The organism is Mesorhizobium sp. P2_D6 (genome assembly GCF_056404315.1).
On the sequence record NZ_JBFUEG010000007.1, the window covers coordinates 1 to 26,248 of the forward strand.

Annotated in this window: 29 protein-coding genes and 2 pseudogenes; 15 read left to right on the forward strand and 16 right to left on the reverse strand. The window is 62.2% G+C overall.

The window, feature by feature from the left end; translation table 11 throughout:
* A pseudogene (locus tag AC1D1L_RS16205) lies at positions 1-191 on the reverse strand (IS5/IS1182 family transposase); the annotation flags it as partial.
* 242 nt (positions 192-433) lie between these two features.
* A complete protein-coding gene (gene mbfA, locus AC1D1L_RS16210) occupies positions 434-1,417 on the reverse strand; it encodes an iron exporter MbfA (protein ID WP_477342569.1) in 984 nt (327 codons plus the stop codon).
* A 166-nt stretch (positions 1,418-1,583) separates the two neighbouring features.
* Here mbfA and AC1D1L_RS16215 point away from each other — a divergent pair, with 166 nt between their 5' ends.
* On the forward strand, positions 1,584-1,904 hold the full coding sequence (locus tag AC1D1L_RS16215; protein ID WP_112559095.1) for a hypothetical protein: 321 nt from the start codon (positions 1,584-1,586) through the stop codon (positions 1,902-1,904).
* A gap of 110 nt (positions 1,905-2,014) precedes the next feature.
* On the opposite strand, the gene AC1D1L_RS16220 is transcribed toward AC1D1L_RS16215, so the two are convergent.
* The 7 genes from AC1D1L_RS16220 to AC1D1L_RS16250 form a co-directional block, all read right to left on the reverse strand.
* A complete protein-coding gene (locus AC1D1L_RS16220) occupies positions 2,015-2,386 on the reverse strand; it encodes an endonuclease domain-containing protein (protein WP_477342828.1) in 372 nt (123 codons plus the stop codon).
* A 97-nt stretch (positions 2,387-2,483) separates the two neighbouring features.
* Complete coding sequence (locus AC1D1L_RS16225; protein ID WP_477342570.1) at positions 2,484-2,855, reverse strand: hypothetical protein; 372 nt, start codon at positions 2,853-2,855, stop codon at positions 2,484-2,486.
* A 321-nt stretch (positions 2,856-3,176) separates the two neighbouring features.
* Complete coding sequence (locus AC1D1L_RS16230; protein WP_477342571.1) at positions 3,177-3,806, reverse strand: CDGSH iron-sulfur domain-containing protein; 630 nt, start codon at positions 3,804-3,806, stop codon at positions 3,177-3,179.
* Positions 3,807-4,081: 275 nt separating this feature from the next.
* Entirely contained in the window at positions 4,082-4,429 is a 348-nt protein-coding gene (locus tag AC1D1L_RS16235) for a hypothetical protein (protein WP_203277416.1), read from the reverse strand.
* A gap of 221 nt (positions 4,430-4,650) precedes the next feature.
* Positions 4,651-5,163, reverse strand: coding sequence for a hypothetical protein (locus AC1D1L_RS16240; protein WP_477342572.1), 513 nt, complete (start codon positions 5,161-5,163; stop codon positions 4,651-4,653).
* Positions 5,164-5,213: 50 nt separating this feature from the next.
* Complete coding sequence (locus tag AC1D1L_RS16245; RefSeq protein ID WP_477342573.1) at positions 5,214-5,723, reverse strand: hypothetical protein; 510 nt, start codon at positions 5,721-5,723, stop codon at positions 5,214-5,216.
* Positions 5,724-5,733: 10 nt separating this feature from the next.
* A complete protein-coding gene (locus AC1D1L_RS16250; protein WP_477342574.1) occupies positions 5,734-6,240 on the reverse strand; it encodes a hypothetical protein in 507 nt (168 codons plus the stop codon).
* A gap of 248 nt (positions 6,241-6,488) precedes the next feature.
* Here AC1D1L_RS16250 and AC1D1L_RS16255 point away from each other — a divergent pair, with 248 nt between their 5' ends.
* Complete coding sequence (locus tag AC1D1L_RS16255; RefSeq protein WP_477342575.1) at positions 6,489-8,114, forward strand: RNA-directed DNA polymerase; 1,626 nt, start codon at positions 6,489-6,491, stop codon at positions 8,112-8,114.
* 225 nt (positions 8,115-8,339) lie between these two features.
* On the opposite strand, the gene lepA is transcribed toward AC1D1L_RS16255, so the two are convergent.
* A complete protein-coding gene (gene lepA, locus AC1D1L_RS16260; protein ID WP_352557839.1) occupies positions 8,340-10,145 on the reverse strand; it encodes a translation elongation factor 4 in 1,806 nt (601 codons plus the stop codon).
* 405 nt (positions 10,146-10,550) lie between these two features.
* Here lepA and AC1D1L_RS16265 point away from each other — a divergent pair, with 405 nt between their 5' ends.
* The 3 genes from AC1D1L_RS16265 to msrA all read left to right on the forward strand — a co-directional run bounded on the left by AC1D1L_RS16265 (position 10,551) and on the right by msrA (position 12,441).
* A complete protein-coding gene (locus AC1D1L_RS16265) occupies positions 10,551-11,243 on the forward strand; it encodes a DUF1223 domain-containing protein (protein ID WP_477342576.1) in 693 nt (230 codons plus the stop codon).
* A gap of 80 nt (positions 11,244-11,323) precedes the next feature.
* On the forward strand, positions 11,324-11,605 hold the full coding sequence (locus tag AC1D1L_RS16270; protein WP_477342577.1) for a hypothetical protein: 282 nt from the start codon (positions 11,324-11,326) through the stop codon (positions 11,603-11,605).
* A gap of 110 nt (positions 11,606-11,715) precedes the next feature.
* Entirely contained in the window at positions 11,716-12,441 is a 726-nt protein-coding gene (msrA, locus tag AC1D1L_RS16275; RefSeq protein ID WP_477342578.1) for a peptide-methionine (S)-S-oxide reductase MsrA, read from the forward strand.
* A 180-nt stretch (positions 12,442-12,621) separates the two neighbouring features.
* On the opposite strand, the gene AC1D1L_RS16280 is transcribed toward msrA, so the two are convergent.
* From AC1D1L_RS16280 to AC1D1L_RS16290, 3 genes are all read right to left on the reverse strand, one after another.
* Positions 12,622-13,626, reverse strand: coding sequence for a cytochrome d ubiquinol oxidase subunit II (locus AC1D1L_RS16280; protein ID WP_112559084.1), 1,005 nt, complete (start codon positions 13,624-13,626; stop codon positions 12,622-12,624).
* A 277-nt stretch (positions 13,627-13,903) separates the two neighbouring features.
* Entirely contained in the window at positions 13,904-15,265 is a 1,362-nt protein-coding gene (locus AC1D1L_RS16285) for a cytochrome ubiquinol oxidase subunit I (protein ID WP_477342579.1), read from the reverse strand.
* Between the two features lie 54 nt (positions 15,266-15,319).
* The gene (locus AC1D1L_RS16290; protein WP_436257468.1) at positions 15,320-15,499 is read right to left on the reverse strand and encodes a hypothetical protein; all 180 of its coding nucleotides are present in this window, start codon (positions 15,497-15,499) and stop codon (positions 15,320-15,322) included.
* Between the two features lie 18 nt (positions 15,500-15,517).
* Here AC1D1L_RS16290 and AC1D1L_RS16295 point away from each other — a divergent pair, with 18 nt between their 5' ends.
* Positions 15,518-16,459, forward strand: a complete 942-nt coding sequence (locus AC1D1L_RS16295; protein WP_477342580.1) for an ABC transporter ATP-binding protein — start codon at positions 15,518-15,520, stop codon at positions 16,457-16,459.
* Positions 16,456-17,217, forward strand: coding sequence for an ABC transporter permease (locus AC1D1L_RS16300; protein ID WP_112559080.1), 762 nt, complete (start codon positions 16,456-16,458; stop codon positions 17,215-17,217). The genes AC1D1L_RS16295 and AC1D1L_RS16300 overlap by 4 nt, the downstream gene beginning before the upstream one ends.
* Before the next feature lie 23 nt (positions 17,218-17,240).
* Here the strand turns inward: AC1D1L_RS16300 and AC1D1L_RS16305 are convergent, their stop codons facing one another.
* Entirely contained in the window at positions 17,241-18,272 is a 1,032-nt protein-coding gene (locus AC1D1L_RS16305) for a phosphatidylglycerol lysyltransferase domain-containing protein (protein ID WP_477342581.1), read from the reverse strand.
* 133 nt (positions 18,273-18,405) lie between these two features.
* On the opposite strand from AC1D1L_RS16305, the gene AC1D1L_RS16310 reads away from it, so the two are divergent.
* The 3 genes from AC1D1L_RS16310 (at position 18,406) to AC1D1L_RS16320 (ending at position 20,994) form a co-directional block, all read left to right on the forward strand.
* Complete coding sequence (locus tag AC1D1L_RS16310; protein WP_477342582.1) at positions 18,406-19,608, forward strand: flavin-containing monooxygenase; 1,203 nt, start codon at positions 18,406-18,408, stop codon at positions 19,606-19,608.
* Positions 19,609-19,831: 223 nt separating this feature from the next.
* Positions 19,832-20,317 (forward strand): MarR family winged helix-turn-helix transcriptional regulator, encoded by a 486-nt coding sequence (locus tag AC1D1L_RS16315; protein ID WP_477342583.1) that lies wholly within the window; start codon positions 19,832-19,834, stop codon positions 20,315-20,317.
* On the forward strand, positions 20,314-20,994 hold the full coding sequence (locus AC1D1L_RS16320) for a GNAT family N-acetyltransferase (RefSeq protein WP_477342584.1): 681 nt from the start codon (positions 20,314-20,316) through the stop codon (positions 20,992-20,994). The genes AC1D1L_RS16315 and AC1D1L_RS16320 overlap by 4 nt, the downstream gene beginning before the upstream one ends.
* A gap of 14 nt (positions 20,995-21,008) precedes the next feature.
* Here the strand turns inward: AC1D1L_RS16320 and AC1D1L_RS16325 are convergent, their stop codons facing one another.
* Positions 21,009-21,233 (reverse strand): hypothetical protein, encoded by a 225-nt coding sequence (locus AC1D1L_RS16325; RefSeq protein WP_352557828.1) that lies wholly within the window; start codon positions 21,231-21,233, stop codon positions 21,009-21,011.
* Between the two features lie 237 nt (positions 21,234-21,470).
* Here AC1D1L_RS16325 and AC1D1L_RS16330 point away from each other — a divergent pair, with 237 nt between their 5' ends.
* From AC1D1L_RS16330 to AC1D1L_RS16340, 3 genes and pseudogenes are all read left to right on the forward strand, one after another.
* On the forward strand, positions 21,471-21,812 hold the full coding sequence (locus tag AC1D1L_RS16330) for a hypothetical protein (RefSeq protein ID WP_112559074.1): 342 nt from the start codon (positions 21,471-21,473) through the stop codon (positions 21,810-21,812).
* A gap of 3 nt (positions 21,813-21,815) precedes the next feature.
* Positions 21,816-22,535: a phosphatase PAP2 family protein gene (locus AC1D1L_RS16335; protein ID WP_477342585.1), complete on the forward strand. Its 720-nt coding sequence runs from the start codon at positions 21,816-21,818 to the stop codon at positions 22,533-22,535.
* Positions 22,536-22,559: 24 nt separating this feature from the next.
* Positions 22,560-22,865, forward strand: a pseudogene (locus tag AC1D1L_RS16340) (sodium-independent anion transporter); the annotation flags it as partial.
* A gap of 29 nt (positions 22,866-22,894) precedes the next feature.
* Here the strand turns inward: AC1D1L_RS16340 and AC1D1L_RS16345 are convergent.
* The gene (locus AC1D1L_RS16345; RefSeq protein ID WP_477342586.1) at positions 22,895-23,764 is read right to left on the reverse strand and encodes an SMP-30/gluconolactonase/LRE family protein; all 870 of its coding nucleotides are present in this window, start codon (positions 23,762-23,764) and stop codon (positions 22,895-22,897) included.
* A gap of 113 nt (positions 23,765-23,877) precedes the next feature.
* On the opposite strand from AC1D1L_RS16345, the gene AC1D1L_RS16350 reads away from it, so the two are divergent.
* Entirely contained in the window at positions 23,878-24,678 is an 801-nt protein-coding gene (locus AC1D1L_RS16350; protein ID WP_112559071.1) for a helix-turn-helix domain-containing protein, read from the forward strand.
* Positions 24,679-24,868: 190 nt separating this feature from the next.
* The gene (locus AC1D1L_RS16355; protein ID WP_477342587.1) at positions 24,869-26,245 is read left to right on the forward strand and encodes an adenylate/guanylate cyclase domain-containing protein; all 1,377 of its coding nucleotides are present in this window, start codon (positions 24,869-24,871) and stop codon (positions 26,243-26,245) included.
* Positions 26,246-26,248 lie beyond the last annotated feature (3 nt).

Sequence of the window (26,248 nt, forward strand, 5' to 3'; positions counted from 1 at the left end):
GCCTTGAACATCACCAGCGAATTGTACGCAGGCCGCCCTGGCCCCGCCGGCGAGCGCAGCCGCGCAAGGATCTTCTCGAAGCGATACCACTTCACCAGCGACGACAGCCGGTCCAGCCGACCACTCCGACCAAGACCCTGTGGCAGCAGAGCCTCCACAAAACTGAACTGACCGCTCGGCTTCGTCGTCATCGCAAAATCCCCGTTTCAAAAACAGGGAATCACATCCATCCAATTTTGCAACAGTCCCCTTGTGGGAGAAGGTGTCGCCGAAGGCGACGGATGAGGGGTGTTCCAGCGGAGTGAGACGTCTCAATCGAACTGAACCGGCGGCAGAATCACCAACGTCTCACTCCGCTGGAACACCCCTCATCCGTCTCGGCGCTGTCGCGCCGATCCACCTTCTCCCACAGGGGGAGAAGGGGAAACTGCGCTCAAGCATTCCCGATCAGCACCCCGGCCGCAAACACCAGCGCCCCACCCAGCACCACCTGAAACGCCGCGCGCAGGAAAGGGGTTTGCATATAGCGGTTCTGGACGAAGGCGATCGTCCACAGTTCGAAGAACACCACCACGGCGGCCACCGCCGTTGCTGTCCAGAAATGCGGGATGAGATAGGGCAGCGCGTGGCCGAGGCCGCCCAGTGTCGTCATGATGCCGACGGTCAAGCCGCGCTTGATCGGCGAGCCGCGACCCGACAGTTTGCCGTCGTCGGAGGCGACTTCGGTGAAGCCCATCGAAATTCCGGCGCCGATCGAAGCGGCGAGGCCGACCAGCAGCGTCTGCCAGGTGTCATGCGTGGCGAAAGCGGCGGCAAAGATCGGCGCCAGCGTCGACACCGAGCCGTCCATCAGCCCGGCTAGCCCCGGCTGCACATAGGTCAGGATGAACTGGCGCTGCTCGGCGCTGGCCTCCTCGTCCTTGACGGCGCCCGGCACAAGTTTCTGCTCCAGCCGATGCGCCGAACTCTCATGGCTTTGCTCCGCCGCCGCTAGGTCGTTGAGCAGTTTTCTGGTCGAAGCGTCGCTGGTGCGCTTGGCCGCTTCGACATAGAAGCGATAGGCCTGCTGCTCCATGGCTTCGGCCTGCCGCCGAACATTTTCGACGCCGAGCGGCCGCACCAGCCAGTCGGGCTTGCGCTCGTAATAGCCCTTTACATGCTCGCGGCGCAGCAGCGGAATGCGCTCGCCGAAACGCTTGCGGTAAAGCTCGATGAGGGAATCGCGATGGCCGTCTTCCTCGAGCGCCATCGCCTCGAACACTTTTGCCGATTGCGGAAAGCTTTCGGCCAGTCCCTCGGCATAGGCGCGGTAGATGCGCCCGTCATCTTCCTCCGACGAAATTGCCAGCGCCAGGATCTCCTGTTCTGACAACGATTCGAAAGGACGGCGGCCGAAACCGAAGACACGGGAAAGCATGATAAATTCACCCTAGTTTAGAATGGTTCTAAACTAGGCGCTGGCGCTTCTCCGGTCAATCGCCGGTCAACAAGTGTTGAAGCGCCCGGGCTGCGGCGTACTCTTCATTATCAGCGAATGTTCACCTATATTGACGGCGACACGCAAAGCGAAAGGAATCCTGGAGATGACGGCAAAGCCGCACGACCACTTCGATCCCAAACCCGTCCTCGATCTCATCGCCAGCATCGAGGCCGACCTGCAGCGGCTGAAAGGCCTGGTTGAGCAGCAGGTCGAAAAATTCGACCCCGCCAATCCGCACAACAAGGCCCCCGACGGCAAGCTGACCGAGGAGGGCGTCGAGTGTTGCTACCGCATGTTCGACGAAGGCAAGTCACGCTATTCGGTCGCCCAGCAGATGAAGATCTCGTTTGCCGCCGCCACACACAGGTTCAATGCCTGGCGCAAGGCGGGTGGCGCGAAGCGGCAGAGGGCGTTACTAGGGTGAGCGGCCGAAGCTGCTGATCTCCCCCCTCGTGGGGGAGATGTCCGGCAGGACAGAGGGGGGCGCTGTCCCGCCGACGGCTCCCTGCCTACAGCCCAGCACCCGTCATCCGTTCAGCATGCGCCACCAACCCCAGCCGCAATCACAATATGCTGGCAGACATTGTCGATGTCGCGGATGACGTCGTCATTCCAGAACCGCAGCACGGTCCAGCCATCTTGCTCGAGTCGCGCTGTCCGCGTTTCATCACCAGCAGCCGCACCGCCAGCCGCATGCTGGGAGCCATCGACCTCGATAACCAGCTTCTTCTCCGGGCAAGCGAAGTCGACAATGTAGCCGGCGATGGGAAATTGTCGTCGGAAGCCAAGCCCCATCAGCCGGTGCGCGCGAAGTTCGTTCCAGAGCTTGAGCTCGGCTGGCGTCAGGACTTTGCGCATCGATCTGGCGCTTGCGCGATGTCGAGGCGGCAACGGTGTGTGCGGCATTGGTGATTGTCTACGTTGGCGCTCTACGGCGCCCCCCTCTGTCCTGCCGGACATCTCCCCCACTTGGGGGGAGATTAGCAGCTTCGGCCGCTTCCCCTCACGGCACCAGATCAATCTCTTCCGTCTCGCCGCCTTCGCAGGTGTAGCAGCAGTCTTCGCATTTTTCCTTGTTGTTGGGGCCGACGCCCCAATAGGTTTCCTCGTCGCCGTCGACCCAGGCGCCGTAGCAGATGGATTCGCCTTCGTTGCACGAGATCGGGATCTGCTTGGTCTCGCCATCGTCGAGATAAAAGTCCTTGTCATCGCCCGGCCAGACATAGTCGCGGTCCTGGCTGTAGAGTTCGAGGCGCATGGCGTTGGGATGGCTGTTCTTGACGGCAAAGGTGATGTCGGCGGCATAGGCCGATGGCGCAAACAGCGCGGCAAGCGAGAGCGCTGCGACGATGCGGCGCGTGATGGTAAGAGACATGGCATTCCCCGAATGAGAATCGGCCCCCTCGGCCGAGAGAACCAGCATCGCATGATGGCGGCCGACATTGAAGGGCGGTCTCTGACTGATTTTGGGGTGATTGGTGGAGGCGGCCGCGCGTAATCTCCCCCCTTGTGGGGGAGATGCCTGGCAAGGCAGAGGGGGGCGCTGTCCCGCCGACCTCTCAAACTAGTGCAGCCCACGTCATTTCGATTTTAGGCTTGTTGATCCGTTACGCTGGCGATCTTTCGCGCCCCCCTCTGCCCTGCCGGGCATCTCCCCCACGAGGGGGGAGATCAGCAGTTCCAGCGCCTCACGCACCTACCCCACAAACCCAACCCGTTTATGCGATCCGTCACAAAACGGCTTGTTGGCCGAGTGGCCGCAGCGGCACAGGAAGGTGCGGGTGGTGCGGTCGATCGTGTGGCCGGTGCCGGTGACGATCTCGGCATTGCCCTCGACCTTCAACGGCCCGTTGGTGGTGAGCGTTATGGTCAGCGGGCCGTTGCGCGCCTCCAGCGTCGCCGGCGCGTCCTTCAGCGGCGGCTCGCCCGTGGCTGTGAAGCCGGCCTTGATGTGGCTGTTGTCGCAGAACGGCTTGTTCTGCGAGGCGCCGCAGCGGCAGAGCGTGGCGCGAAACAAGGTCTCGCCGCCCAGCACGATCTCGGCATGGACAGCCAGCGGCCCGTTCTCGCGCAGCCGCACGGTGTTGACCACCGGCGGCTTCTCCTGCGGCCCGCCATCCTTCCTCACATAGCCGATGGCGCCGGACGGACAGTTCTGAGCCAGCGTCACCACCTGCTCGACATCAGCCGCCTCGGGGTGGATCCATTCGCCGGGCGCATTGGGCACGAAGACATGCGGGTTGCCGAGCACGCAATTGCGCGAATGGATGCAGCGCTTGCCGTTGAAGGAAACGTCGATCTTCTCGCCTTCGACCGTGCCTGCCATGGAGCTCTCCTCGTGGTGGGTGGCAAGAGGCTAGGGCGGCGCCGGCAAGGGCGTCAAGCTGGCCGGGGGCGAACTGCTGATCTCCCCCCTCGTGGGGGAGATGCCTGGCAAGGCAGAGGGGGGCGCTGTCCCGCCGACCTCTCAAGCCTGCAGCCCACCTCATTTCGATTTAAGGCTTGTTGATCCGATGCGCTGGCGATCCTTTGCGCCCCCCTCTGTCCTGCCGGACATCTCCCCCACGAGGGGGGAGATCAGCAGCTCCCGCCGACCGCTCCTCACTCCACCAGGTCGATCGTCTCGGTCGTCTTCTCCACGCAGATGAAGCAGCACGTATCGCATGGCTGGTCATTGTCCGGCCCGACCCCTGCCGAAATCGCATCGTTGCCGTTCACCCAGGCGCCATAGCAGATGTTTTCGCCCTGAGAGCATGAGATCGGCACCGATTTCTGCGAGTTGGGCTCGATCAGAAACACCTGGTCGCCGCCCGGCCACGACATCTTGCGGTCACGGCTGAACAGCTCCACCGCCACCGCCTGGCTGCGCAGGTTCTTGACGAAGAACGCCATATCGGCGGCATGCGCCGGGGTGGCGATGAGCAGGGCGGCAAGGGTGAGGCGGAGCATGATGGTGGTTTTCCGAATCGGGAGGGAACTAGAGCATGAGCGGAGAAGCGGCGGTAGAGCGGGTAATCTCCCCCCTCGAGGGGGAGATGTCGCCAAAGGCGACAGAGGGGGTCGGTCCGACCGGACTCGATCTCATTGATGCCGAGGAAGGCTAGCGCTCCACGCGAGGCGACCCCCTCTGGCCGCTTCGCGGCCATCTCCCCCTCAAGGGGGGGAGAGCCCTACCGCCTCACCACCACATGCGGCGCAAATGACTTCACGGCCTCGACCATGTCCTGGCCGCGCACATCCAGCGACGACACCTCCATGTGCACGATGTTCTTGCCGAAGGGCAGGATCCGGTTCAGCGCATTGGCCGATGCATATTTGATCTCGTCGGGCGGCTCCCCGGTCAGTTCGAAATTGACCATTCCCGAGCCCTTGCCGGGGGAGGAGAGGTGCACGCTCACCACCTTGTCCCATGGCACCAGCACGTCGCCGAGGCGGCGATCGCGGAAGCCGTTTTCGTCGAGCACCACCTTGACCGAGGTGTCGAAGGCGCCGCGCGCGATGTAGCCGCCGAGCCCGAGGAAGCCCAGCGCCAGCAGCGCCACCAGCAACACCCGCCCGCCGTCGGCGCCGCTGGCCAGCCCCTTCAGCGTGTAGAAGCCGAAGATCGCCGCCATCAGCAACGACCCGGCGACGGAACTGAACGTGTTGGTGGGACTGTTGCGGAGTTCTATCGGCGCGGACATTTCGGTGGTTTCCGAGTGTTGAGTTTCTTTGCCAGAGTGAGAAGGAAGAATCAGCGCCTCACCACCACATGCGGCGCGAATGACTTCACGGCTTCGACCATGTCCTGGCCGCGCACATCCAGCGACGACACCTCCATGTGCACGATGTTCTTGCCGAAGGGCAGCATCAGGTCGAGCACGTTGGCGGGCGCATATTTGATTTCGTCGGGTGGCTCGCGAGTGAGCTCGAAATTGAGCATTGCCGCGCCCTTGCCGGAGGTCAGATGCACGCTCTTCACCATCGCCCATGGCACCAGGACATCGCCGGCGCGAGCATCGCGAAAGCCTTGGCTGTCCAGGGTGACCTGGACCGAACTGTCGAAGGCGCCGCGCGCGATGACATAGCCGAGCCCAAGGCAGCCCAGCGCCACCAGCGCGATGACAAGCACATGCCCGCCATCGGCGCCCGCCGCCAGCCCGCGCAGCGCGCCAAAACCGAAGATCGCGCCGATCAGCAACGGCCCGATTGCCGGGAAGATCTTTCCCGTGACGCTGTTGCGGAGTTCGAGCGGCGCGGACATTTTTGCCAGCCTACCGCTTCAGCAAGGTCCAGATCCAGCCGGCAAAGGTCAGCACCAGGAACGGATAGCCGGCGGCGGGCAGTGGCGCCGAGGTCGGCAACAACGGCGCGCCCCACAGGACCATGGCCACCGTGACGATAAACAGGATGGCGGCGATGAGGCCGGTGAGCCGCATCCACAGCGCAAATGTGTTCGCGGCGCTGATCAGGACGAGCGCTGCCGCCCACAGCGAGATGCCGCCGACATAGGAGGGCACGCTGGCCTCCAGCCCCGCCGCATTGCCGGCCAGCAGCAGGCTTTCGCCAGCAAGGAAGGTGAGGAACCCGGCCGCGACGCAGTCATTGCCCAGCCGCTGGTATTTCATGGTCAGCAGCGCGGTGGCTACCACGAGCGCCACGCCGTCGATCGTCCAGAGTGTTTCGCGGAGTGGAGCGCTGGAAACGAAGGTGCCGGCCAGGCCGAACGCGCCGCCGATGGTGAGGCCGAGAGAGGCGAGGGTGTCTGATGTGGAGCGCATGTGATGTCTCCCAAGCTGAGGAGAGGATATTCTAGGACGGGGTTACCTCAAGGGGGACCCTTTCAATATTTAGATCACCTCAACTTCGAAGGCTCTAGTGGCAGAATTGAGCCTCCCGCCAATATTGTCCTCTTACCCAGAGGAACTATCCGATTGACAACCGAGCGCATCGAAAACTATCCGTTGGCAGATTGATCTGCCACGAATTGACGTTGATTTGACTCGAAGCAATCAAAAGGCGGCTGGTTGTGACCAAATTCACTGGAGACGAACCAAACATTTTTGCCGAAAGAATGCTCGAGAACGGATATCTATTAGAGAATATTCCGCCTTCGTTCAGGATAGAAAACCTACACGAAGCCTATCTGCCATATGCGGCCGCTGGGGAGTATATAACTGGAAAGATTCCGACGGAGAGCGCCCGGTACAACGCGTCAAAACGAAATCGGCAACGACGGATATTTTCGATGCCGAATCCCGTCTTCATGGTGGATTGCGTTAAGTATTTTATCGACAAGGCAGATCAGATCGACGAGCATTTCGCCCTGTCGAGCGACTCCTGCTCGAAACCAATTTTCATGCCAACGGGTTCACGAGCTGTTCAGATAGATAGCTTCAATGACTTCTACCTGAAAAGGCGCAGGAACTTTTCTACATCAAGATACATCGTAAAATGTGATATATCCCGATTCTATCACTCTATATATACCCATTGTATTCCTTGGGCACTCCATGGAAAAGCAAAAGCCAAAGCTGACCGTAAAGTCGAATCAGATTCCATCTTTGGCAATCGGTTAGATTTTATCATTCGGCAAAGCCAGGACGGGCAGACAGTCGGGATACCAGTCGGACCAGATTTCTCTCGTCTCATTTCAGAAATAGTCGCCGTGAGAATCGACGCTAATTTCCGTTCCGCGGCGGGGACTGACGTCCCCGTCCTGCGCCTAGTAGACGACATCTATCTGGGAGCTGACAATCTGGATGAGGCCTACGGATTGCTCGGCGTTATGCGAGATTCAATCCGAGAACTCGAACTCGATATCAACGAAGCCAAAACGGTGGTGATTGACGCAAGTAGGGATTTCGAGTCGCCATGGCCAGTCCACATTCGCCAGTCAATTGAGAGATTCAAGGAATACACTCCGGCTCTTGTCCCTCAATTCATTCACGTTCTTGATGAAATCATTTCGATATCGATCGATAAGAACGACGATGGTATTATCAAGTACGCGCTTCGTAAAATCGACAACGAAACAATCTGGATGGATTACTGGGAGGCTATAGAGCCATTCCTAATTAGATGCTGCATATCTTTCCCGCACAGCTGGGACTATGTCGCTCAGATCGTTTCTTTGCGGAACGCGACTGCGGGAATCGACATCGCTACATGGTCGCGTGCAATCCATAAATCTTTGGCTCAAAATGTCGCTACAGGTCACGATTTTGAGGTAACTTGGAGCCTGTGGCTGGCGCGACAATTGGATATCAAAATTGACGATAAAATATTCGGGCGAATTTTCGAGAAGTGCGGGTCGTTTCCGATGTTAGTTGCCCTTGATGTCCACAAGAATAGCGGCATGGCTTGCAAGGTTCCTAAGGAGACAATCCTCTCAAGATTGGGTGACAAGCCCTGCCTTGGACCCTTTTGGCTGCTAGCCTTCGAGGCCGACCGGCAATTTGACCTAAAGATTAAGACAAAAAATCTTCAAGGGCACGACTTTTTCAAATCCCTATATGATAATGACGTATCATTCTACGATGCAAAATTCGAACTGTTCGGTGCCGAAGACCTCAATGGGGCCGGGAAACCAGCCATCAAGAAAACTACCTCGTATGACGACTCGGAAATTGACGAGATTGAGGATGATTTCTGATCAGCAACTTCGTATCCAGTTAGAGGGCTCGAAGTTGCCTCGTATGCGGCATTAGCACCGCTCTAGCGGGAGGCTTACCTTCACCGAATCTGTGGTTCGGGCGTAACGGGTCTCCGCACTTCCGCAACCCCCGGGGTGGGGCCCGCTGCCTGCGGCAGCTCCCACCCGGACTTGCGCTCGCATCGACCCACCGGGTCGATGCGTCCGGCCGAAGGCCGGAACCGCTTAGTCCCCCATCTTAAGCGCCTGGATAAACGCCTCCTGCGGGATATCCACCTTGCCGAACTGGCGCATCCGCTTCTTGCCCTCTTTTTGCTTGTCGAGCAGCTTGCGTTTGCGGGACACGTCGCCGCCGTAGCACTTCGCGGTGACGTCCTTGCGCAGGGCCGAGATGGTTTCGCGGGCGATGACCTTGCCTCCGATCGCGGCCTGGATCGGGATCTTGAAGAGGTGGTGCGGGATCAGCTCCTTGAGCTTCTCGCACATCTGCCGGCCGCGCTTTTCCGCCGCCGTGCGGTGGACCAGCATGGACAGCGCGTCGACCGGCTCCTCATTGACCAGGATCGACATCTTCACCAGGTCGCCTTCCCTATAGTCGGTCAAATGATAGTCGAAGGAGGCGTAGCCCTTGGAGATCGACTTCAGCCGGTCGTAGAAATCGAAGACGACCTCGTTGAGCGGCAAATCGTAGGTCAGCATGGCGCGCTTGCCGACATAGGAGAGGTCGGCCTGGATGCCGCGCCGGTCCTGGCAGAGTTTCAGGATACCGCCGAGATAGTCGTCGGGGGTGAGGATGGTGGCGCGGATCCACGGCTCCTCGATGGCCGAGATTTTCACCACGTCCGGCATGTCGGCCGGGTTGTGCAGTTCCTTCATCGAGCCGTCGGTGAGCAGCAGCCGGTAGACGACGCTGGGTGCCGTGGCGATCAGGTCGAGGTTGAACTCTCGCTCCAGCCGCTCCTGGATGATTTCGAGATGCAAAAGGCCAAGGAAGCCGCAGCGATAGCCGAAGCCGAGCGCGGCGCTGGTTTCCATTTCATAGGAGAAGCTGGCGTCGTTGAGGCGCAATTTACCGACGGCGGCGCGCAGATCCTCGAAATCGGCGGCGTCGACCGGGAACAGGCCGCAGAACACCACCGGCTGCGCCGGCTTGAAGCCGGGCAAGGCATGCGCGGTGGCGCGCTTGTCCTCGGTGATGGTGTCGCCGACGCGGGTGTCGGCCACTTCCTTGATCGAGCCGGTGAAGAAGCCGAACTCGCCGGGGCCGAGCTCGTCGACATTGATGCGGGCGGGCGTGAACACGCCGGTGCGCTCGACCAGATATTTGGCGCCGGTGCCCATCATGCGGATGGTCTGGCCCTTCTTCAGCACGCCATCGATGATGCGCACCAGCACGATGACGCCGAGATAGGCGTCGTACCAGCTGTCGACCAGCATGGCCTTCAGCGGGGCGGTGGCATCGCCTTCGCGTGGCGGCGGCAATTGGTGGACGATTGCCTCCAGCACATCGGGAATGCCAAGGCCGGTCTTGGCCGAGATCAGCACGGCGTTGGAGGCGTCGATGCCGATCACCTCTTCGACCTGCTCGCGGATGCGCTCGGGCTCGGCGGCCGGCAGGTCGACCTTGTTCAGCACCACGACGATCTCGTGGTTGTTGTCGATGGCCTGGTAGACATTGGCCAGCGTCTGCGCCTCGACGCCTTGTGAGGCGTCGACCACCAGAAGCGAACCCTCGCAGGCGGCGAGCGAGCGCGAAACTTCATAGGCGAAGTCGACATGGCCGGGCGTGTCGATCAGGTTGAGGATATAGTCCTCGCCATTGTTGGCGCGGTATTTCAGCCGCACCGTCTGCGCCTTGATGGTGATGCCGCGCTCGCGCTCGATGTCCATCGAGTCCAGCACCTGCTCCTTCATGTCGCGCAGCTCCAGCCCGCCGGTGGACTGGATCAGCCGGTCGGCAAGCGTGGATTTGCCATGGTCGATATGGGCGACGATGGAGAAATTGCGGATGTGGTCGAGAGGCGTGCTCATGGCGCGCGCTTTAGCAGGGGCGGGTTGCAGGGGCAAGCGGGGGTGGGTTTGCAGAGCAACGCTGCCGGGAATGAAGCCGCAATGACCAATGTCTGCGCTGCCCCTCATTGTCCTGCCGGACATTTCTCCCCGTATAGTGACGGGGAGAAAGGCCCTGGCCGCAGCCGCTGTGCTCTTCTTGTTGCAACATTGGCGATTGGCGAAACCGGCGATGACAGCGTCCCTCTCCCCGTCACTATACGGGGAGAGGATGCCGGCAGGCAGGTGAGGGGCAGCGCCAACGCCCGGAACATGTGTCGTCCTGTACGGCACACATCACAAACCGGTGAGCGCTGTAACGAAGCCGCGGGCGGCTGCGAAGTGAGTGATGACCGGCGCATCCCAGCGCCCCACGGAGCAAGCCCAATGTCCACAAAACTTATCGCCTTGTCCGGCCTCCTCGCGGCATCGCTGTTGTCGTCGATCGGCACCGCCTTCGCCCAGCCGCTCACCGTGGTCGAATTGTTCACCAGCCAGGGCTGTTCGTCCTGCCCGCCGGCCAATGCCAATCTGATCAAGGTCAAGGACCAGCCTGGTGTTCTGGCGCTGTCGTTCAACGTCACCTACTGGGACTATCTCGGCTGGAAGGACACGTTCGGCCGCGAGGAGTTCACGCAGCGCCAGGTGCGCTATGAGCCGTCGCTTGGCCGCTCCGGTCCGTTCACGCCGCAGGTCGTGGTCAATGGCGGCGCCGATGCGGTGGGTGCTGCGCCCGGCGAGATCGAGCAGCTGATTTCCTCGAGCGGCCACGCTAAGGGTCCGTCGCTGTCGCTCGACGACGGCAAGATCAGCATCGGCGCCGGCTCCGCACCCGGCGGCAAGGCCGATGTCTGGCTGGTTCGTTACAACAAGGGCGTCATCGAGGTGCCGGTGGCGCGCGGCGAAAACACCGGCCGCACGCTGCCGCACGCCAATGTCGTGCACTCGCTGGAGAAACTCGGCAGCTGGAGCGGGGACGCTACTTCGCTGCCGCTGCCGGCGGCCTCCGGGGGCTTGAGCACCGCGGTGCTGGTGCAGACCCCGAGCGGCGGGCCGATCCTGGCAGCAGTCGCCGACTGATTTTTCTTTGTCCACCCAACGCCGCAAGCGCGGCACAACCGGGCTCGCATCCGCGCGCCCTCTTCAGAGAGGAAATACCCATGACCAAGACCCTGACGGCACTCGCCTTTGCGCTTTCGATGACGGCCTTCGCCGCCGGCGCCCGCGCCGAAGACGCCATGAAGCCGGCCGATCCGATGGCCACCGAGGCGATGAAGCCGGCAACGGACGCCATGAAGCCGGCGACCGATGCCATGAAGCCCGCGGACCCGATGGCGACGAATGCGATGAAACCCGTCACCGACGCCATGAAGCCGGCCGATGCCATGAAACCCGCAACGGATGCGATGAAGCCGGCGGACGCGATGGCGCCCGCGCAATAAGGCTTGAACCCGTGGCCCGGCCGTATGGCGGCCGGGCGGCGCACGGCAATTTGAGAAACCAGACGGGACGATCTGTCGTATAGTCGTCGCCACCATCAAGGAGATCAGACATGACCGGCATTGCAAAGACGAGAACGCCGATCTTCAAGAGCGCGCTTGCCGCACTCATCGTCGCCACGGCGGCAGCCGCCTTCTGGCAGAGCCCGGCGCGCTCGGCCGAGGACGCGGTGGTGATCCCGCCGCCGGCAATGGACGAGAAAGCCGCCAGCGGCAGCGAGACGGCGATCTTCGCCGGCGGCTGCTTCTGGGGTGTGCAAGGCGTGTTCCAGCACGTCAAGGGCGTGACCAAGGCCGTCTCCGGCTACACCGGCGGCGCCAAGGATGATGCCGTTTACGAAACGGTGGGCAGCGGCCGCACCGGCCATGCCGAATCGGTCGAGATCACCTACGATCCGTCCAAGGTGACCTACGGCCAGCTGCTGCAGGTGTATTTCTCGGTCGCCCACAACCCGACGCAGCTGAACTACCAGGGCCCGGACTCGGGCACCCAGTACCGCTCGACGATCTTTGCCGAAAATGGCGAACAGCAGAAGATCGCCCAGAGCTACATCGCCCAACTCGACAAGGCGAAAGTGTTTCCGAAACCCATCGTGACCACGCTGGAGACGGGCAAGACCTTCTATCCGGCCGAGGAATACCACCAGGACTTCCTGACGCTGAACCCGACCTACCCCTACATCGTCTACAACGACCTGCCCAAGGTGGCGAATTTGAAGTCGCTGTTCCCGGCGCTTTATAGCGAGAAGCCGGTGCTGGTGCTGGCGGGGAAGAGCTGAGGGTTTCGGCCTTCTCCCCGTCACTATACGGGGAGAAGGTGCCGGCAGGTGGATGAGGGGCGGCGCCGGCATCGAAAGGTTATCGGCGCACCCAACGTGACAGGTTTGCGCTGCCCCTCATTGCCCTGCCGGGCATTTCTCCCCGTATAGTGACGGGGAGAAAGACGCTGTCATCGACGTTCAATCATACGTCAAATCCGTCGCCTTCCCGCCGAACACCCGATACGCATAGAACGAATAGAAAATAATCACCGGCAGCACGACGACCGTGCCGGCGAGGATGATGGCGAGGCTTTCCGTCGCTGACGCCGCCTGCCAGATGGTCAGCTTGTCGGGCACCACGAAGGGGTAGAACGACCAGGCCAGCCCGGCAAAACCGAGGGCAAAGATGGTGGCCAGCGTCAGGAACGGCCGGAGCGCATGGCGGTCGTCGGGTTTCGGCAGATGGAAGGTCTGCCGCCACAGCCACAGGAAGAGCAGCGCCGACAGGATCGGCAGCGGCGACAGATAGAGCATTTCGGGCCAGACGAACCATTTGGCGAAGATGCGCGGGCTGGCAAAGGGCGTGGCCAGCGACACCGCCGCCATGCCGAGCGCGGTCAACACCAGCGCGGTGCGCAGCCAGCGCACCGCCTTCCTCTGCAATTCGCCCTCGGTCTTGTAGATCACCCAGGCGGCGCCCATCGCGGCGTAGGCGGCCGACAGGCAAAGCGCCACCAGCGCGCCGAAGGCGATGCCGCCAAGGCCGACATCGAGGCCCAGCACATAGACGCCCAGCATATAGCCCTGCGCCAGCGAGGCGATGATGGAGCCGAGGAAGAAGATGCGATTCCAGCGATGCTTCTTTCCAGACGGCACTTTGGCGCGGAAGTCGAAGGCGACGCCGCGCAGGATGAGGCCGACCAGCAGCACGAAGACCGGAATGTAGAGGGCGGTCAGGATGACGCCATGCGCCATCGGGAAGGCGACCAGCAGCAGCCCGACGGCCAGCACCAGCCAGGTCTCGTTGGCATCCCAGAACGGGCCAATGGCGGCAATCATCGTGTCCTGCTCGTGATCCTCGGCGACCGAGAACAGGATGCCGATGCCGAGATCGAAACCGTCGAGGATGACGTAAATCAGGATGGCCAGGCCCATCAGGCCGGCGAAGATCAGGGGGAGCGCGGTTGGCCAGTCGAAGGTCATTTGCTTCCTCCGCGACAACGATGGACAGAATGCACGGCGCCTAACTCGATATCCTCAGATCGATTACCGAGGTTGGCGCCGCCCCTCATCGCCCTGCCGGGCACTTCTCCCCGTATAGTGACGGGGAGAAGGGGGCTGGCCGCGACATCGGCGTACTTCCTGCAACGCCGGCGATTGGCGAAACCGGCGACGATAGCCTCCCTCTCCCCGTCCCTATACGGGGAGAGGATGCCGGCAGGCAGGTGAGGGGCGGCGCTGACCTTGAATATGTGCATCCTCACTCCCCCGCAGCCGGTTGCGACATGGCCGTCTTCATCACGCCCGGCAGCGGTGAGATGTCGCCGTCCTTGGCCGCCTTCAGCGCCAGGTGCACGAGCACGCCGAGATAGGCGATCAGCAAGAGCACATAGAGGATGAGATAGACGGCAAGCGTCAGCGCGACATGGCTGCCGGCGACCGGGCCGACGGCATCGGCCGTCTTCAACACGCCCGTCACCAGCCAGGGCTGGCGGCCGATTTCGGTCGTGTACCAGCCGGCGAGCGTCGCCAGCCAGCCCGACAGCGCCATCGGCACCATCAGCATGGCCAGCGGCCTCGGCAGGCTGTGACGGCGCTTGAGGAAGAAGGTCGCCGACCAGGAGACGACAAGCATCAAAATGCCGGTGCCGACCATGATGCGAAAGCCCCAGAACAACGGAAGGACCGGCGGATGGAGGCCGGGATAGTCGTTGAGCCCCGGCACGACGCCACTGGTCGAGTGCCGCAGCACAACACTGGCACCATCGGGAATGGCGACCTCGAACCTGTTTTCCTTCGCCGCCTCATCCGGCCAGGCGAACAGCACCAGCGGCACGTTCGGCCCGGTGTTCCAGTTGGCCTCCATGGCGGCGATCTTCTGCGGCTGGTGCTCCAGCGTGTTCAGCCCGTGCTGGTCGCCGGCAAAGATCTGGATCGGGATCAGGATGGCGGCGGTGAAGACGCCGGTGCGCAGCGCCTTCCACATCGATTCCGAACGGTCGCCGCTGAGATAGCGTAGCGCCGACAGGCCGGCGATCAGGAACGAGACGGTGAGCCCCGAGGCGAGCAGCATGTGCACGAGGCGGTAAGGCATCGACGGGTTGAAGACGATCGCCCACCAGTCGACGGGATGCGCCTTGCCGTCGATCATTTCGAAGCCGGTCGGCGTCTGCATCCAGGAATTGAGCGCGATGATCCAGAAGGCGGACAGCGTGGTGCCGCCGGCGACCAGCACGGTGGCCAGCGTATGGACGCGGTTCGACACGCGGCGGAAGCCGAACAGCATGATGCCGAGGAAGGCCGCTTCGAGGAAGAAGGCGGTGAGGATCTCGTAGGCGAGCAGCGGCCCGGCAATATTGCCGACCTTTTCCATATAGCCCGGCCAGTTGGTGCCGAACTGGAAGCTCATGGTGACGCCCGAGACCACGCCCATGGCGAAGGACAGCGCGAATACCTTCACCCAGGTGAAATAGGCGCGCATCCAGGCGGAATCATTGGTGGCGTTGTAGCGGAGCTTGAAGAACAGCAGCACCCAGCCAAGCGCAATGGTGATCGTCGGAAACAGGATGTGGAACGAAATGTTCGCCCCGAACTGCATTCGCGACAGGATGAGCGGGTCCATGGCGGGCTCCGGCTGCTGTTTCTTGCCGCAGGATAGGCGCTGTACACGGTCCGGTCAAAGCGGCGTGGCGCCACGCGGGGCGCGTTGTCGCAGCAGATCAGGCCAAACCGTCAGTGCCCCCGCAATACCCTTGGCGAAACCCTCGAAAAGAGAACGTTTGTCCAGAATTGTCAGCAGCGGCATTGACTTCCGGCCGTGCGCACCGACATTCAGCGCAATAATAATCCCTTTCAAGCAGTCGTTTCCCGCCTCATGTCTTCCACTATTTCAACCTCCATCATTGCGATTTCCGGGGTCACCAAGACCTATGCCACCGGCTTCAAGGCGCTGAAGGAAATCAACCTCGACATCGAACGCGGCGAGATCTTCGCGCTGCTGGGGCCGAACGGCGCCGGCAAGACGACGCTGATCTCGATCGTCTGCGGCATCGTCAACCGCTCGTCGGGCACGGTCACAGTCGATGGTCATGACATCAACAGGGATTACCGCGCGGCGCGCAGCCTGATCGGGCTGGTGCCGCAGGAGCTGACCATCGACGCCTTCGAGACTGTGTGGGCGACGGTCAATTACAGCCGCGGCCTGTTCGGCAAGGCGCCGAATCCGGGCTTCGTCGAGAAGGTGTTGCGCGACCTCTCGCTGTGGGACAAGAAGGACGCCAAGGCGATCACGCTGTCTGGCGGCATGAAGCGCAGGCTGATGATCGCAAAGGCACTGTCGCACGAGCCGCGCGTGCTGTTCCTAGATGAGCCGACCGCCGGCGTCGATGTCGAGCTGCGCCAGGACATGTGGGCGATGGTGCGCCGGCTGCGCGACGACGGCGTCACCATCATCCTCACCACGCATTACATCGAAGAGGCCGAGGCGATGGCCGACCGCGTCGGCGTCATTAACAAGGGCGAGATCATCCTGGTCGAAGGCAAGGCCGAGCTGATGCACAAGCTTGGACGCAAGCGGCTGCTGTTGGAGCTGCGCACGCCGCTGACCGCCGTTCCCGATGCTTTCTCGCGCTATAGACTGGAGCTGTCGCCGGATGGCACACAACTGACCTACACCTATGACAATCAGAGCGAACGCCCCGGCGTCGCCTCGCTGCTGCGCGAGCTCGAGGCGGCCGGCATCCAGTTCCGCGACATGGACACGCAAAACAGCTCGCTCGAGGAGATTTTCGTCAATCTGTTGAGGCAAGAACCATGAATTGGCGCGCAGTCTGGGCGATCTACCGGGTCGAGATGGCGCGAGCGTTCCGCACCGTGCTGCAGAGCATCGTCTCGCCGGTGATCTCGACATCGCTCTATTTCGTCGTCTTCGGCTCGGCCATCGGCTCGCGCATTACCGAGATCGACGGCATCAGCTACGGCGCCTTCATCGTGCCCGGCCTGATCATGCTGTCGCTGTTGACGCAGTCGATTTCCAATGCCTCATTCGCCATCTACTTCCCGAAATTCGTCGGCTCGATCTACGAACTGCTGTCGGCGCCGGTGTCCTATCTGGAGATCGTCATCGCCTATGTCGGTGGCGCGGCGACCAAGTCGATCATACTCGGCCTGATCATCCTGGCGACAGCTTCGCTGTTCGTGCCGCTGCATATCCAGCATCCATTCTGGATGCTGGCCTTCCTGGTGCTGACGGCGGTGACCTTCAGCCTGTTCGGCTTCATCATCGGCATCTGGGCGAAAAGTTTTGAGCAGCTGCAGCTGGTGCCGCTTTTGATCATCACGCCGCTGACCTTCCTTGGCGGCAGCTTCTATTCGATCAATATGCTGCCCGAGGTCTGGCGCACGGTGACGCTGTTCAACCCGGTCGTCTATCTGATCAGCGGCTTCCGCTGGAGCTTTTATGGCAAGTCGGATGTCTCGGTCGGCGTCAGCCTCGGCATGACCGTGGTGTTCCTCGCCATCTGCATCGCCATCGTCGCCTGGATATTCCGGACCGGCTACCGGCTGCGCAACTGACGAACCGCGGCTTCGGCCAAGGGCTAGATCGCCTTGATCAAGCGCAGCAGGCCCAGCATCTCGACCAGTGTGCCTTTGCGGAAGGCGATGTAGGTCGGCTCCTCGACGCCGTGGAAGCGGCGCTTGAACGCCGCCTGGCCCTTAAGGTTGAACTTGCTGCGGTTGACCCAGGGCGATTCATAGGCGCGCTCGAAAGCGTTGCGCCAGAAGCTCGATTCGGCAAATTCATTGTCCCCGACGTCGAGCATCGGCGACAGGCCGAGCGTGACGACGGAAATGCCCTCGCCGCGAAAGCGGTCGACGGCGAATTTGGTCAGGCCGATTTCAGTATGCGGCGAGGCATCGATGTGCTTGCGCTTGAACGAGGTGGTGTAGCCGATCACCTTGCCGTCTCTGAACAGCGGATCGAAATCGAGCAAGGCGACGAGTTCGCCTTCCGGGCTGTAGAGCACGAAACGGCGCATATCGATGCCGAGATGATCCGCAAACGGGCGGTTGAGGAACGCCATCTCCCAGCGCTTGACGATGCGGTCGGCCCGCCAGTTCTGCGACAGGCGCTGGACCTCATCGAGATAGACCGCACCCTCGCCAAAGGAAAACCCCTTCTTCAACAGCCAACGTTCTGAATAGCGCACGGTTTCGTTGCGCTTGCCGGAAAAGTCGTGCGCGGGAAGCTCCAGCCGCGTGTCGATGCCGAGACGGTTGACCTGGTAGCCGAGCCCGGACAGCACGCGCGCCGTCGGTTCGCCGATCTGTACGAACCACGGGCTGTCGGCGGCTTCGACGAAGCGTCTTATGTAGTCGGGCCGATCGGGCGGATAGGCCACCGGGTCACCGAGCGCGAAATGGTGCTTCATCTTGGTGCCGAAGGCGATATAGCCCTCAGTGTCGCCGAAATAGGACAGTTTTTGCTGTACGGCGGTCGAATAGGCCAGCGAGAAGTCACCGTGCCGGCGGACCAGCGCCAGCCGCTCGACATGGGTCAAATCCTGGCGCGGCACCTTGGCTGCAGCGCCCTCCAGCAGTCTGTCGAGAAAGATACGCAAGGAGGGCATGGTCGAGCTTCCGCGTGCCGATGATAAACAGAGGCCTGCCCCCAAGGCCTCGAATCAGTCGCATTGACGCGACCTCATTATCGATCATATCGCCCATGTGCCATACAGGACGTGCCATACAGGACGGGTCCCCATGGCGCAGCTAAAAGGGAATCTCGACCGAATGGCGGCAACGACAAGCGAAACGATCCCTATCGTCCGGGGGCCGAAAGGCTCTGATGAGACGGTGATCGTCATCGGCGCCGGGGCGGCCGGCTTGGCAGCAGCCGACGCGCTTGGCCGGCGCGGCATGGTGGCGGTTGTGCTGGACAAGGAACAGCGGATCGCCGAACCGTGGCGGCGGCGGCACGAGAAGCTGACACTCAATACGCATCGCGCGCTGTCGGCCCTGCCCGGTCTTGCCTATCCGTCGCGCACCGCCGCCTTTCCGACAAAGGATGTCATCGTCGGCTATCTCAATGATTTTGCCCGCACCCGTGGCATAAGGGTCGAATTCGGCGCCGCCGTCGAACGGATCGAGCGCAACGGCGGCCACTGGCTCGTCCATACCAGCCAAGGAGTGCTGAGCGCACGTCACGTCATCGTTGCCACCGGCCGTGACCGCTTGCCGTGGACGCCGGACTGGCCGGGCAAGGCGTCCTTTTCGGGCAAACTGATCCACGCTGCTGATTTCGGCACAGCGGAGGACTATGCGGGCAAAAAAGTGCTGGTGGTCGGCGCCGGAAATTCCGGCTTCGACGTGCTCAATCATCTTGCCCGCGCCGACACAGAAGCCGTGTGGCTGTCGGCCAGGCAAGGTCCTTCGCTGATGCCGAAGCGGATCGGCAAGGTTGCCGTCGCGCGCTTCGGCGGCTTCATGGCGATGCTGCCGACGTGGATTGCCGACGCCGTGATCGCCGCGACGCAACGCCTGGTGTTTGGCGACCTCACCCGCTTCGGCCTGCCGCCGGCGCCGAAAGGCGGCGCCAGCCGGCTCGGCGTCGAGCAGATCGCGATTGCCGTCGACGACGGCGCCGTCGCCGCGCTGAAGGCCGGACGGATTTCGGTGGTGGCGCCCGTGGCGGCCTTCGAAGGCCCGGGCGTGCGGTTGAACGACGATACGGTGATTGAACCGGATGTGGTGATCGCAGCGACCGGCTATCGCACCGGCTTGGAGGCCATGTTGGGCGATCTCGGCGTGCTCGACGCCAAGGGCGTGCCGAAAGCCAATGGTGGCACGCCGAGCGGCCAGCCCGGCCTGTGGTTCATCGGCATGCGGCCCAGCCTGACCAGCTATTTCCACAGCGCCGGCCTGCAGGCCGAAGCGATCGCCAGGCAGATCGTCAGAGGGTCGTAGCGGCCTTGGCGATTGGCTGAGGCACCCCGCCCCTTCGTCATCCACGGGCGAAGCAAGGAGCGAAGCGACACAGCGCAGACCCCAGGGTCTTCGCGACGCCGCTGCGCGGCTGCTCCGCCCAGGGACGACGAAGCTGAGAGGCTCCGGTCTCCTGACAAGGGCAGTCTTGATTCCGTTTCTTGCTTTGTTATATAACATGTAATGAACAAGCGAGCGGACCACAATGGAAGACATCATTCGATCTCTTGGCTACCTCACCCTCGGCAGCAGGCTGAAGCGCATCGGCGAGCAGCTGCAGGCCGATACGCAGCGCATGCTCGATGGTCTTGAGGTGCCGGTCCAGTCGAGCCAGTACCCGCTGCTGGCCGCGCTCGATCGGCTTGGGCCGCTGCCTGTCGGCGAGCTGGCGCAGTCGCTCGGCATCACCCAGCCGGGCGTGACGCGCAGCGTGGCGCTGCTGGCCGAGCTGGGGCTGGTCGAGGTCATCCAGTCGGACGGCGACCAGCGGCGGCGAATGGTCTCGCTGGCCAAGAATGGTCAACGTCTGGTCGACAGAGCGAAGCGGGACGTGTGGCCGCGCATCGAGAATGCCGTTGCGGACCTGTGCAAAGGCCTTGCAGGGCCGCTTCTCGAACAACTCTCGGCCATCGAGGACGGCTTGGCGGCGGCTCCGCTCGATCGTCGTGTAAAGCAGGGTGTCGCGCCATGAGCCATATCCTCGACCGTCCCGTCTGGAGCGCGCTCGACACGCGGCATCGAATCTTTGCCAATGGCGACAAGCTCGCCAGGCGCTATCCCGCGTCGATCGTCCCGTTCGCGGCTTCAGGCGCAGATGACGCTGAGAGCCTGCAAGCGCTCGGAAGACTCGTTCCCGCAGGTGAAAGCGTATTCATGCTTCAGTCGGACCCCATTGTCCTGCCGCCGGAACTGACCGCAACCACGACGGCCTTCGGCGTTCAGATGGTTGCCGAGGCGCCCTTGCTGGCCGTGTCGGACGAGCGTGTGCAGCAGCTTACGCTGGACGATGCGGCCGAGATGCTCGCTCTGGCGTCGCTGACCAGGCCAGGCCCGTTCACGCTCAAGGCGTTGAGTCTGGGCGATTTCTGGGGCGTAAAGATCAATGGCAGGCTGGCGGCAATGGCCGGCGAGCGCATGAAGCAGCCCGGCTACAGCGAACTCAGCGGCGTGTGCTCGCATCCGGACTTTCGCGGCGGTGGCCTTGGCCGGCTGCTGTCGGTGTTCGTGTCCAACCGGATCATGGCGCGCGGCGAGGTTCCCTACCTGCACGCCTATGCCAACAATGCCAACGCGATCGGATTGTACGAATCCATCGGCTTCCGGCTGAGGTCAAGGATGAACGTGGCCGTCGTGCAGCGCGCCGGCTAGGCCGCCTTGGGGGCTCAGGCCGATTTCGGTTCCAACCGGCGGAAACCGACGGTTTCCATAAGCATTTCCTCCTCGACCATCCCGGCATTGTGGAGCGCGAGCAAGTTCAGCGCGATCTCCCGCGCCTCGGCCGAATCGGGATGCACGTCGCGCCTGCGGCAGGCCTCGTCGAACACACGTTGCAGCTTGGCGATGTCGTCGGGCCTGAGCAGGCCACGGTCATAAACAGACTTCGGCATGGCAGCCTCCTCCACAAGACCTAGGGCGCCAAGAATAAATGTCCAATCTTTCCCAAGGCTTGAGTAGAGCAGTCGCCTGGATTTGGGTGACTCCGGCCCGAGCGTTGGCAATCAGACTGCGATCTTGCTGCCACCCACCCGGGTGCCTCTGGGTCGGGCCTGTTCCACCGCAGTCTGCTTGACGTGCCGGCACGCTTGCGAAACAAGGGCTGCCACAAACGACAGCGAGGCACAAAAGTGAGTTTCTGGGGACTGGCGCAGCTCGTCATTTCGACGGTCATTTTCCTTTTGGCGGCAATCGCGGCCAAGCAATGGGGGCTGGCGCCGAGCCTCGGCAAGATCCTGCTGACGCTGGCGCTCTATACGGCGGGCAATCTGATGATGCTGCGGCTGGTCCGCGAGTTTGGCATGTCGGTGTCGTTCAGCCTGTCGGCGGTAATCCAGCTGGTGGCGGTCAATGCGGTGGCGCTGGTGTTCTTCGGCGAACGCGTCAACGCCTTGCAGGCAACCGGCATTGTGCTGGCGATCGGCGCGGTGGCGCTGATCACGCTCGGGCCCTATCTGCAGGGGCGGCTATAGTCGATGAAGACCGCCCTCCGCACCCTCGCCAACTGGATCGAATTTCCGGTGCTGCTCGCCGGACTGATCATCGCCGGCGGATTGTGGGGGTTCGAGGAATTGATGGAGGTGGCGCGCGACACCACCCCGCATGCTTTCGATACCGAGATCCTGCTCGCCTTCCGCCAGGCCGGCCATCCCGATGTCCCGCTCGGCCCGCTCTGGCTGCAGGGAGCGATGCGCGACATCACCAGCCTCGGCAGCTCCACGGTGCTGGTGCTGATCGTGGCGGCGGTGATTGTCTATCTGCTGCTGATCCGCAAGGCAGGAACGGCGCTGTTCATCCTGGTGGCGGTGGCCGGCGGCCAGGCGCTGTCCAGCCTGTTGAAAGCCGGCGTCGACCGGCCGCGCCCGGACCTTGTCTCGCACCTCGTCACAGAGACCTCGCTGTCGTTTCCGAGCGGCCACGCGATGGTCTCGGCGGTGACCTATCTGACACTCGGCTCGCTGGCGGCCCGGTTCCTGCCGGGACGTACGACCAAGATCTTCGTGCTCTGCCTGGCGGTTTTGACGACGCTTCTGGTTGGCGTCAGCCGCGTCTATCTCGGCGTCCACTGGCCTTCCGACGTGCTCGCCGGCTGGTGCGCCGGCTTCGCCTGGGCAATGCTGTGCTGGCTGGCAGCGCGGCTGCTGCAGCGGCGGTATGCGGTGGCGGATAGTGACAGCGAGCTTGAAGAAAACTAACGGTCCGGAGCGGAAATCAGATCAGCTCGCATCTCCGGCGCCTTCTTCTTCGGCGCCGCCTCGACCGTCGGCACGGTGCTGGACCGCATCGCCGACCAGCGCAAGAACTTTATCCTCGATTGCTCGGCGGTGCCGTTCTTCGATTGCACCGCGGCCAATGTCATCGAGGGCGCGGCGCACAAGGCGAAGCGCGCCGGGGTGCGATTCATCATCGCCGGCGCCTCGCCGCAGACGCGGCGCATGCTCATCAACCACGGCGTCAAGCGGCCGCTGGTGACCTTTGGTGCCTCGATCAACGATGCGCGGGCGCAACTGGCCCCGGAGAAGTAGCCGCCAGCCGGGGACCGGCCGGCGGTCGATCACTGCGATGTTCCATCGAAGCTCACCGCGGCGATCTCGCCTTCGTTCATCAGCGGCACGAAGATTCGCGTGCCATCGGTGCCGATATCGGCGCTGCCCGGCTTGAACTGCACTACTGCTTCCGGAGCGCCGCCAACCTTGTAGCGATAGAGCGTGCCGGTCATGTAGGCGGTGGCGTAGATGCTGTCGCCGATGGCGATGACGCCGTCGAGGTCGGCAAAGTTTTGTGCGCCCGGCAACGTTGAAACCGTCTTGCTGGCCAGATCAACCGACAGCAGGCCGCCGGGTTCGGCGGTGCTGAAATCGGCCTTGATTCCCTTGCCCCAGGACGCCACGATCAGCCTACCTCCTTCTGCAAAGATGCCGTTGGGTGCGGCCAGCTTCGCGTCCTTCACGAACAGCTCCGCCTTGTCGCCGTCGATGCGGTAGATCGCGTCGGCCAGCATATCGGTGAAATAGATTTTGCCCGAACTGTCCGATGTCACGTCGTTGAGGAAGACGGCGCCAGGCACATCGATGGTTGACACGAGCTTGCCGCTGGCGAGATCGACGACGCGCATTTTGGTGATGTCGGCAACGTAGAGCTTGCCGCCGGAGATCGCCGAGCCCTTCGGCGCATCCATGCCGTCGGTCCAGTGTTGCGTTATCGTCTTGCCGTCCGGCGACAGCACCGAGAGATAACCGTTGCCGTCGGCTTCGCCGGGATTGCCGACGATGTTGGAGACGATGATACGATTGTTGGCGGCGTCGAACAGCGCCGATTCCGGCTGCTGGAAGCCGGAAGCGCGCCAGACTTCGCCGGCCTGGGCGACCGGTGCAAGCGCGATGCCGAAGGCGGCGAAACAAATCGAGGTGATGAAGGTTTTCATGGCCAGGTCTCCTGATGACGGGCGGAGAGCTAGAGATTTCGATACTTTTCGGAAAGTCCGATTGTCGCTAGTATCGAAACCCGATACCAAATGGCGCAAAAGAGGTGCATCCCATGAATGGCCTGATCTTCGAGGCGCTGAAGCGGACGCTGAAGGCCAAGGGCGTCACCTATCGCGACCTTGCCGAGCGCATGGGCGTTTCCGAGCCGACGGTGAAGCGCATCTTCCACGAGCGCAATTGCAAGCTCGACCGGTTGGTGGAGATTTGCGCTGCTGCCGGCGTCGAGCTGGAAAACGTGTTGGGTTCGATGAACAGGGGACCGGGACCGGTCAACCGCATCGCACCGGAGATCGAGCGCAAGCTCGCGGGACGTCCGGCGCTGCTGTTCATCTTCGTCATGCTGTCGGAGAAATTCACGCCGGAAGGCGTCATGCGCTCGCAAGGACTGAGCGAAGCCTCGATGTTTCTCTATCTGCGCGATCTCGAAGCGCTCGGGCTGATCGCGCTGGGCAGCGGGCTGTCGGCACGGCTGCTGGTCGACACGCCGATCCAGTGGAATTTCGAAGGGCCGCTCAGGCCGCTGTTCGAGATGACCAACAAGAATTTCATCGGCTGGGCGATCACCCATCTGGAGCGGGAAGCGACCTTTGTCTCGTTCTCGCGGCGGATGCGGCCGGAAACGGCCGAGATGGTGAAGCGCGAGGCCGAGGAACTGGCCGATCGCGTCAAGCTGCTCGCCCATCACGACCAGCACACGACGCCGGAAGACGGGCTGACCGGCTACAAATGGACGTTTGCTTTCGGCGCAACGCCGTTTCCGGCGATCATGCCGATCGGCCCGCACCCCAGGGATGCCGGAGCGTTCGACAGGCCCGCGGCTCCCGCAAAGGGACGCCGTCCTTTGCCGGCCTGACACGGCCAAGCCTCCGCCTGCCCAGCTTCGGTTTTCAACATGATCTTTTGTCTGGACGTTTTTGCTCTTTGCAGCCGCATTTCAAAAAATGAAACCACATTCATGATAGAGTTCGCGCACTGATTTGCCAGTCTGTAGAGGTCGGGTTTGCCGAATGCGTGACACGTCCCCGTGAAATCGAAGTGATCCCATGCCGACCGCGCCAACACTTGAACTTCGCCGCTATTCGCGCCTGAAAAATTTGCGGGCGCGCGCAGAACGCCAGGGTGCTGCATTGCAGTTCTGGGCGCGTACGGCATCGCTCGCCGTGATCTCCTGCTTCTTTTCATTGATCAGCCGCTGGGATGCCTCGCTGCTCTTCGTGCTGGCGGGCCTCGCGCTGTTCCAGCTCATCGGCCTGATCCAGTTTCGCTTTGCGCGCCGTCGCACGGCGCGATGGTGGATCGGTTATCTCGTCGGTACGCTGGACATCATTCTGTTGACCGTTCTGCTGATAACGCCCAACCCGTTTTCCCAGGAGGTCGCGCCGGCCGCGATGCAACTGCGCGAGGGCAGTTTCAAATTCCTGCTGATTTTCGTATGCCTTGGCGCGCTGACCCTTTCGACACGATTGGCGCTCTATCTCGGCGCGCTCGCGGCCTTGACGTGGGCGATCGGCGTGGGATGGGTGATTCTTCGTCCGGGAACCGTCATTCCGGCGACGAACCTCTATTCGATGCCGATGACAGAGCGACTGAACCTCTATCTCAACCCCAATTTCGTCGATACATTCGCGCAGGCGACCAACGTGTTGGTCGTGCTGATTATCGGCGCAATCATGGCGCTGGTCGTCTCTCGTTCCCGACATCTGTCGGAAGACTATGTCAAGGCAGAGCGCGCCCGCGCCAATCTCGCCCGGCATTTTTCGCCCAATGTCGTCGACCAGCTCGCCACGGATGACGAGCCCTTCGGCCCGGTCCGCCGGCAGGATATCGCGGTGCTGTTCGCCGACATCGTCGGCTTCACACACTATTCCGAGGATCATCCGGCCGAAGCAGTGTTCGAACTTCTGCGTCAGTTCCACCGTCGCATGGAGCAGGTCGTTTTCGACCATCATGGCACTGTCGATAACTATATCGGCGATTGCATCATGGCGACATTCGGGGTTCCGCAAGCCAGCCACGACGACGCGACTCGGGCCATCCAGTGCGCTGAAGCGATGATCGCCGCTCTCGAAGACTGGAATGTGCAGCGGGTGTCCAGGGGATACCCGCCGCTGGACGTTCGGATCGGTGCACAATATGGCGCTGTCGTCATCGGCGCGGTCGGCAGCGAGCGCAATCTGTCCTTCGCGGTGGTGGGCGACACCGTCAACGTCGCCAGCCGTTTGCAGTCGCTCTGCCGTGAGCTTCAGGCGAATATTTGCTTTGGGTCACGACTGATTGAGGCCGCGAAGGCGGAATCGCCCACGACACAGTTGAATGCGCGCGATCATGGTCCGGTGAGCATCCGCGGCCGGGACGAACCGGTCCATGTCTGGGTCGAACACAGAGCCGAAAACCAGGGCGCTATTGTGGTTTCGGCATGATGC

Coding starts and splice junctions, on each gene's coding strand:
- mbfA (WP_477342569.1), bottom strand. CDS start 1,417: ATGCTTTCCCGTGTCTTCGGTTTCGGCCGCCGTCCTTTCGAATCGTTG.
- AC1D1L_RS16215 (WP_112559095.1), top strand. CDS start 1,584: ATGACGGCAAAGCCGCACGACCACTTCGATCCCAAACCCGTCCTCGAT.
- AC1D1L_RS16220 (WP_477342828.1), bottom strand. CDS start 2,386: ATGCCGCACACACCGTTGCCGCCTCGACATCGCGCAAGCGCCAGATCG.
- AC1D1L_RS16225 (WP_477342570.1), bottom strand. CDS start 2,855: ATGTCTCTTACCATCACGCGCCGCATCGTCGCAGCGCTCTCGCTTGCC.
- AC1D1L_RS16230 (WP_477342571.1), bottom strand. CDS start 3,806: ATGGCAGGCACGGTCGAAGGCGAGAAGATCGACGTTTCCTTCAACGGC.
- AC1D1L_RS16235 (WP_203277416.1), bottom strand. CDS start 4,429: ATGCTCCGCCTCACCCTTGCCGCCCTGCTCATCGCCACCCCGGCGCAT.
- AC1D1L_RS16240 (WP_477342572.1), bottom strand. CDS start 5,163: ATGTCCGCGCCGATAGAACTCCGCAACAGTCCCACCAACACGTTCAGT.
- AC1D1L_RS16245 (WP_477342573.1), bottom strand. CDS start 5,723: ATGTCCGCGCCGCTCGAACTCCGCAACAGCGTCACGGGAAAGATCTTC.
- AC1D1L_RS16250 (WP_477342574.1), bottom strand. CDS start 6,240: ATGCGCTCCACATCAGACACCCTCGCCTCTCTCGGCCTCACCATCGGC.
- lepA (WP_352557839.1), bottom strand. CDS start 10,145: ATGAGCACGCCTCTCGACCACATCCGCAATTTCTCCATCGTCGCCCAT.
- AC1D1L_RS16265 (WP_477342576.1), top strand. CDS start 10,551: ATGTCCACAAAACTTATCGCCTTGTCCGGCCTCCTCGCGGCATCGCTG.
- AC1D1L_RS16270 (WP_477342577.1), top strand. CDS start 11,324: ATGACCAAGACCCTGACGGCACTCGCCTTTGCGCTTTCGATGACGGCC.
- msrA (WP_477342578.1), top strand. CDS start 11,716: ATGACCGGCATTGCAAAGACGAGAACGCCGATCTTCAAGAGCGCGCTT.
- AC1D1L_RS16280 (WP_112559084.1), bottom strand. CDS start 13,626: ATGACCTTCGACTGGCCAACCGCGCTCCCCCTGATCTTCGCCGGCCTG.
- AC1D1L_RS16285 (WP_477342579.1), bottom strand. CDS start 15,265: ATGGACCCGCTCATCCTGTCGCGAATGCAGTTCGGGGCGAACATTTCG.
- AC1D1L_RS16295 (WP_477342580.1), top strand. CDS start 15,518: ATGTCTTCCACTATTTCAACCTCCATCATTGCGATTTCCGGGGTCACC.
- AC1D1L_RS16300 (WP_112559080.1), top strand. CDS start 16,456: ATGAATTGGCGCGCAGTCTGGGCGATCTACCGGGTCGAGATGGCGCGA.
- AC1D1L_RS16305 (WP_477342581.1), bottom strand. CDS start 18,272: ATGCCCTCCTTGCGTATCTTTCTCGACAGACTGCTGGAGGGCGCTGCA.
- AC1D1L_RS16310 (WP_477342582.1), top strand. CDS start 18,406: ATGGCGCAGCTAAAAGGGAATCTCGACCGAATGGCGGCAACGACAAGC.
- AC1D1L_RS16315 (WP_477342583.1), top strand. CDS start 19,832: ATGGAAGACATCATTCGATCTCTTGGCTACCTCACCCTCGGCAGCAGG.
- AC1D1L_RS16320 (WP_477342584.1), top strand. CDS start 20,314: ATGAGCCATATCCTCGACCGTCCCGTCTGGAGCGCGCTCGACACGCGG.
- AC1D1L_RS16325 (WP_352557828.1), bottom strand. CDS start 21,233: ATGCCGAAGTCTGTTTATGACCGTGGCCTGCTCAGGCCCGACGACATC.
- AC1D1L_RS16335 (WP_477342585.1), top strand. CDS start 21,816: ATGAAGACCGCCCTCCGCACCCTCGCCAACTGGATCGAATTTCCGGTG.
- AC1D1L_RS16345 (WP_477342586.1), bottom strand. CDS start 23,764: ATGAAAACCTTCATCACCTCGATTTGTTTCGCCGCCTTCGGCATCGCG.
- AC1D1L_RS16350 (WP_112559071.1), top strand. CDS start 23,878: ATGAATGGCCTGATCTTCGAGGCGCTGAAGCGGACGCTGAAGGCCAAG.
- AC1D1L_RS16355 (WP_477342587.1), top strand. CDS start 24,869: ATGCCGACCGCGCCAACACTTGAACTTCGCCGCTATTCGCGCCTGAAA.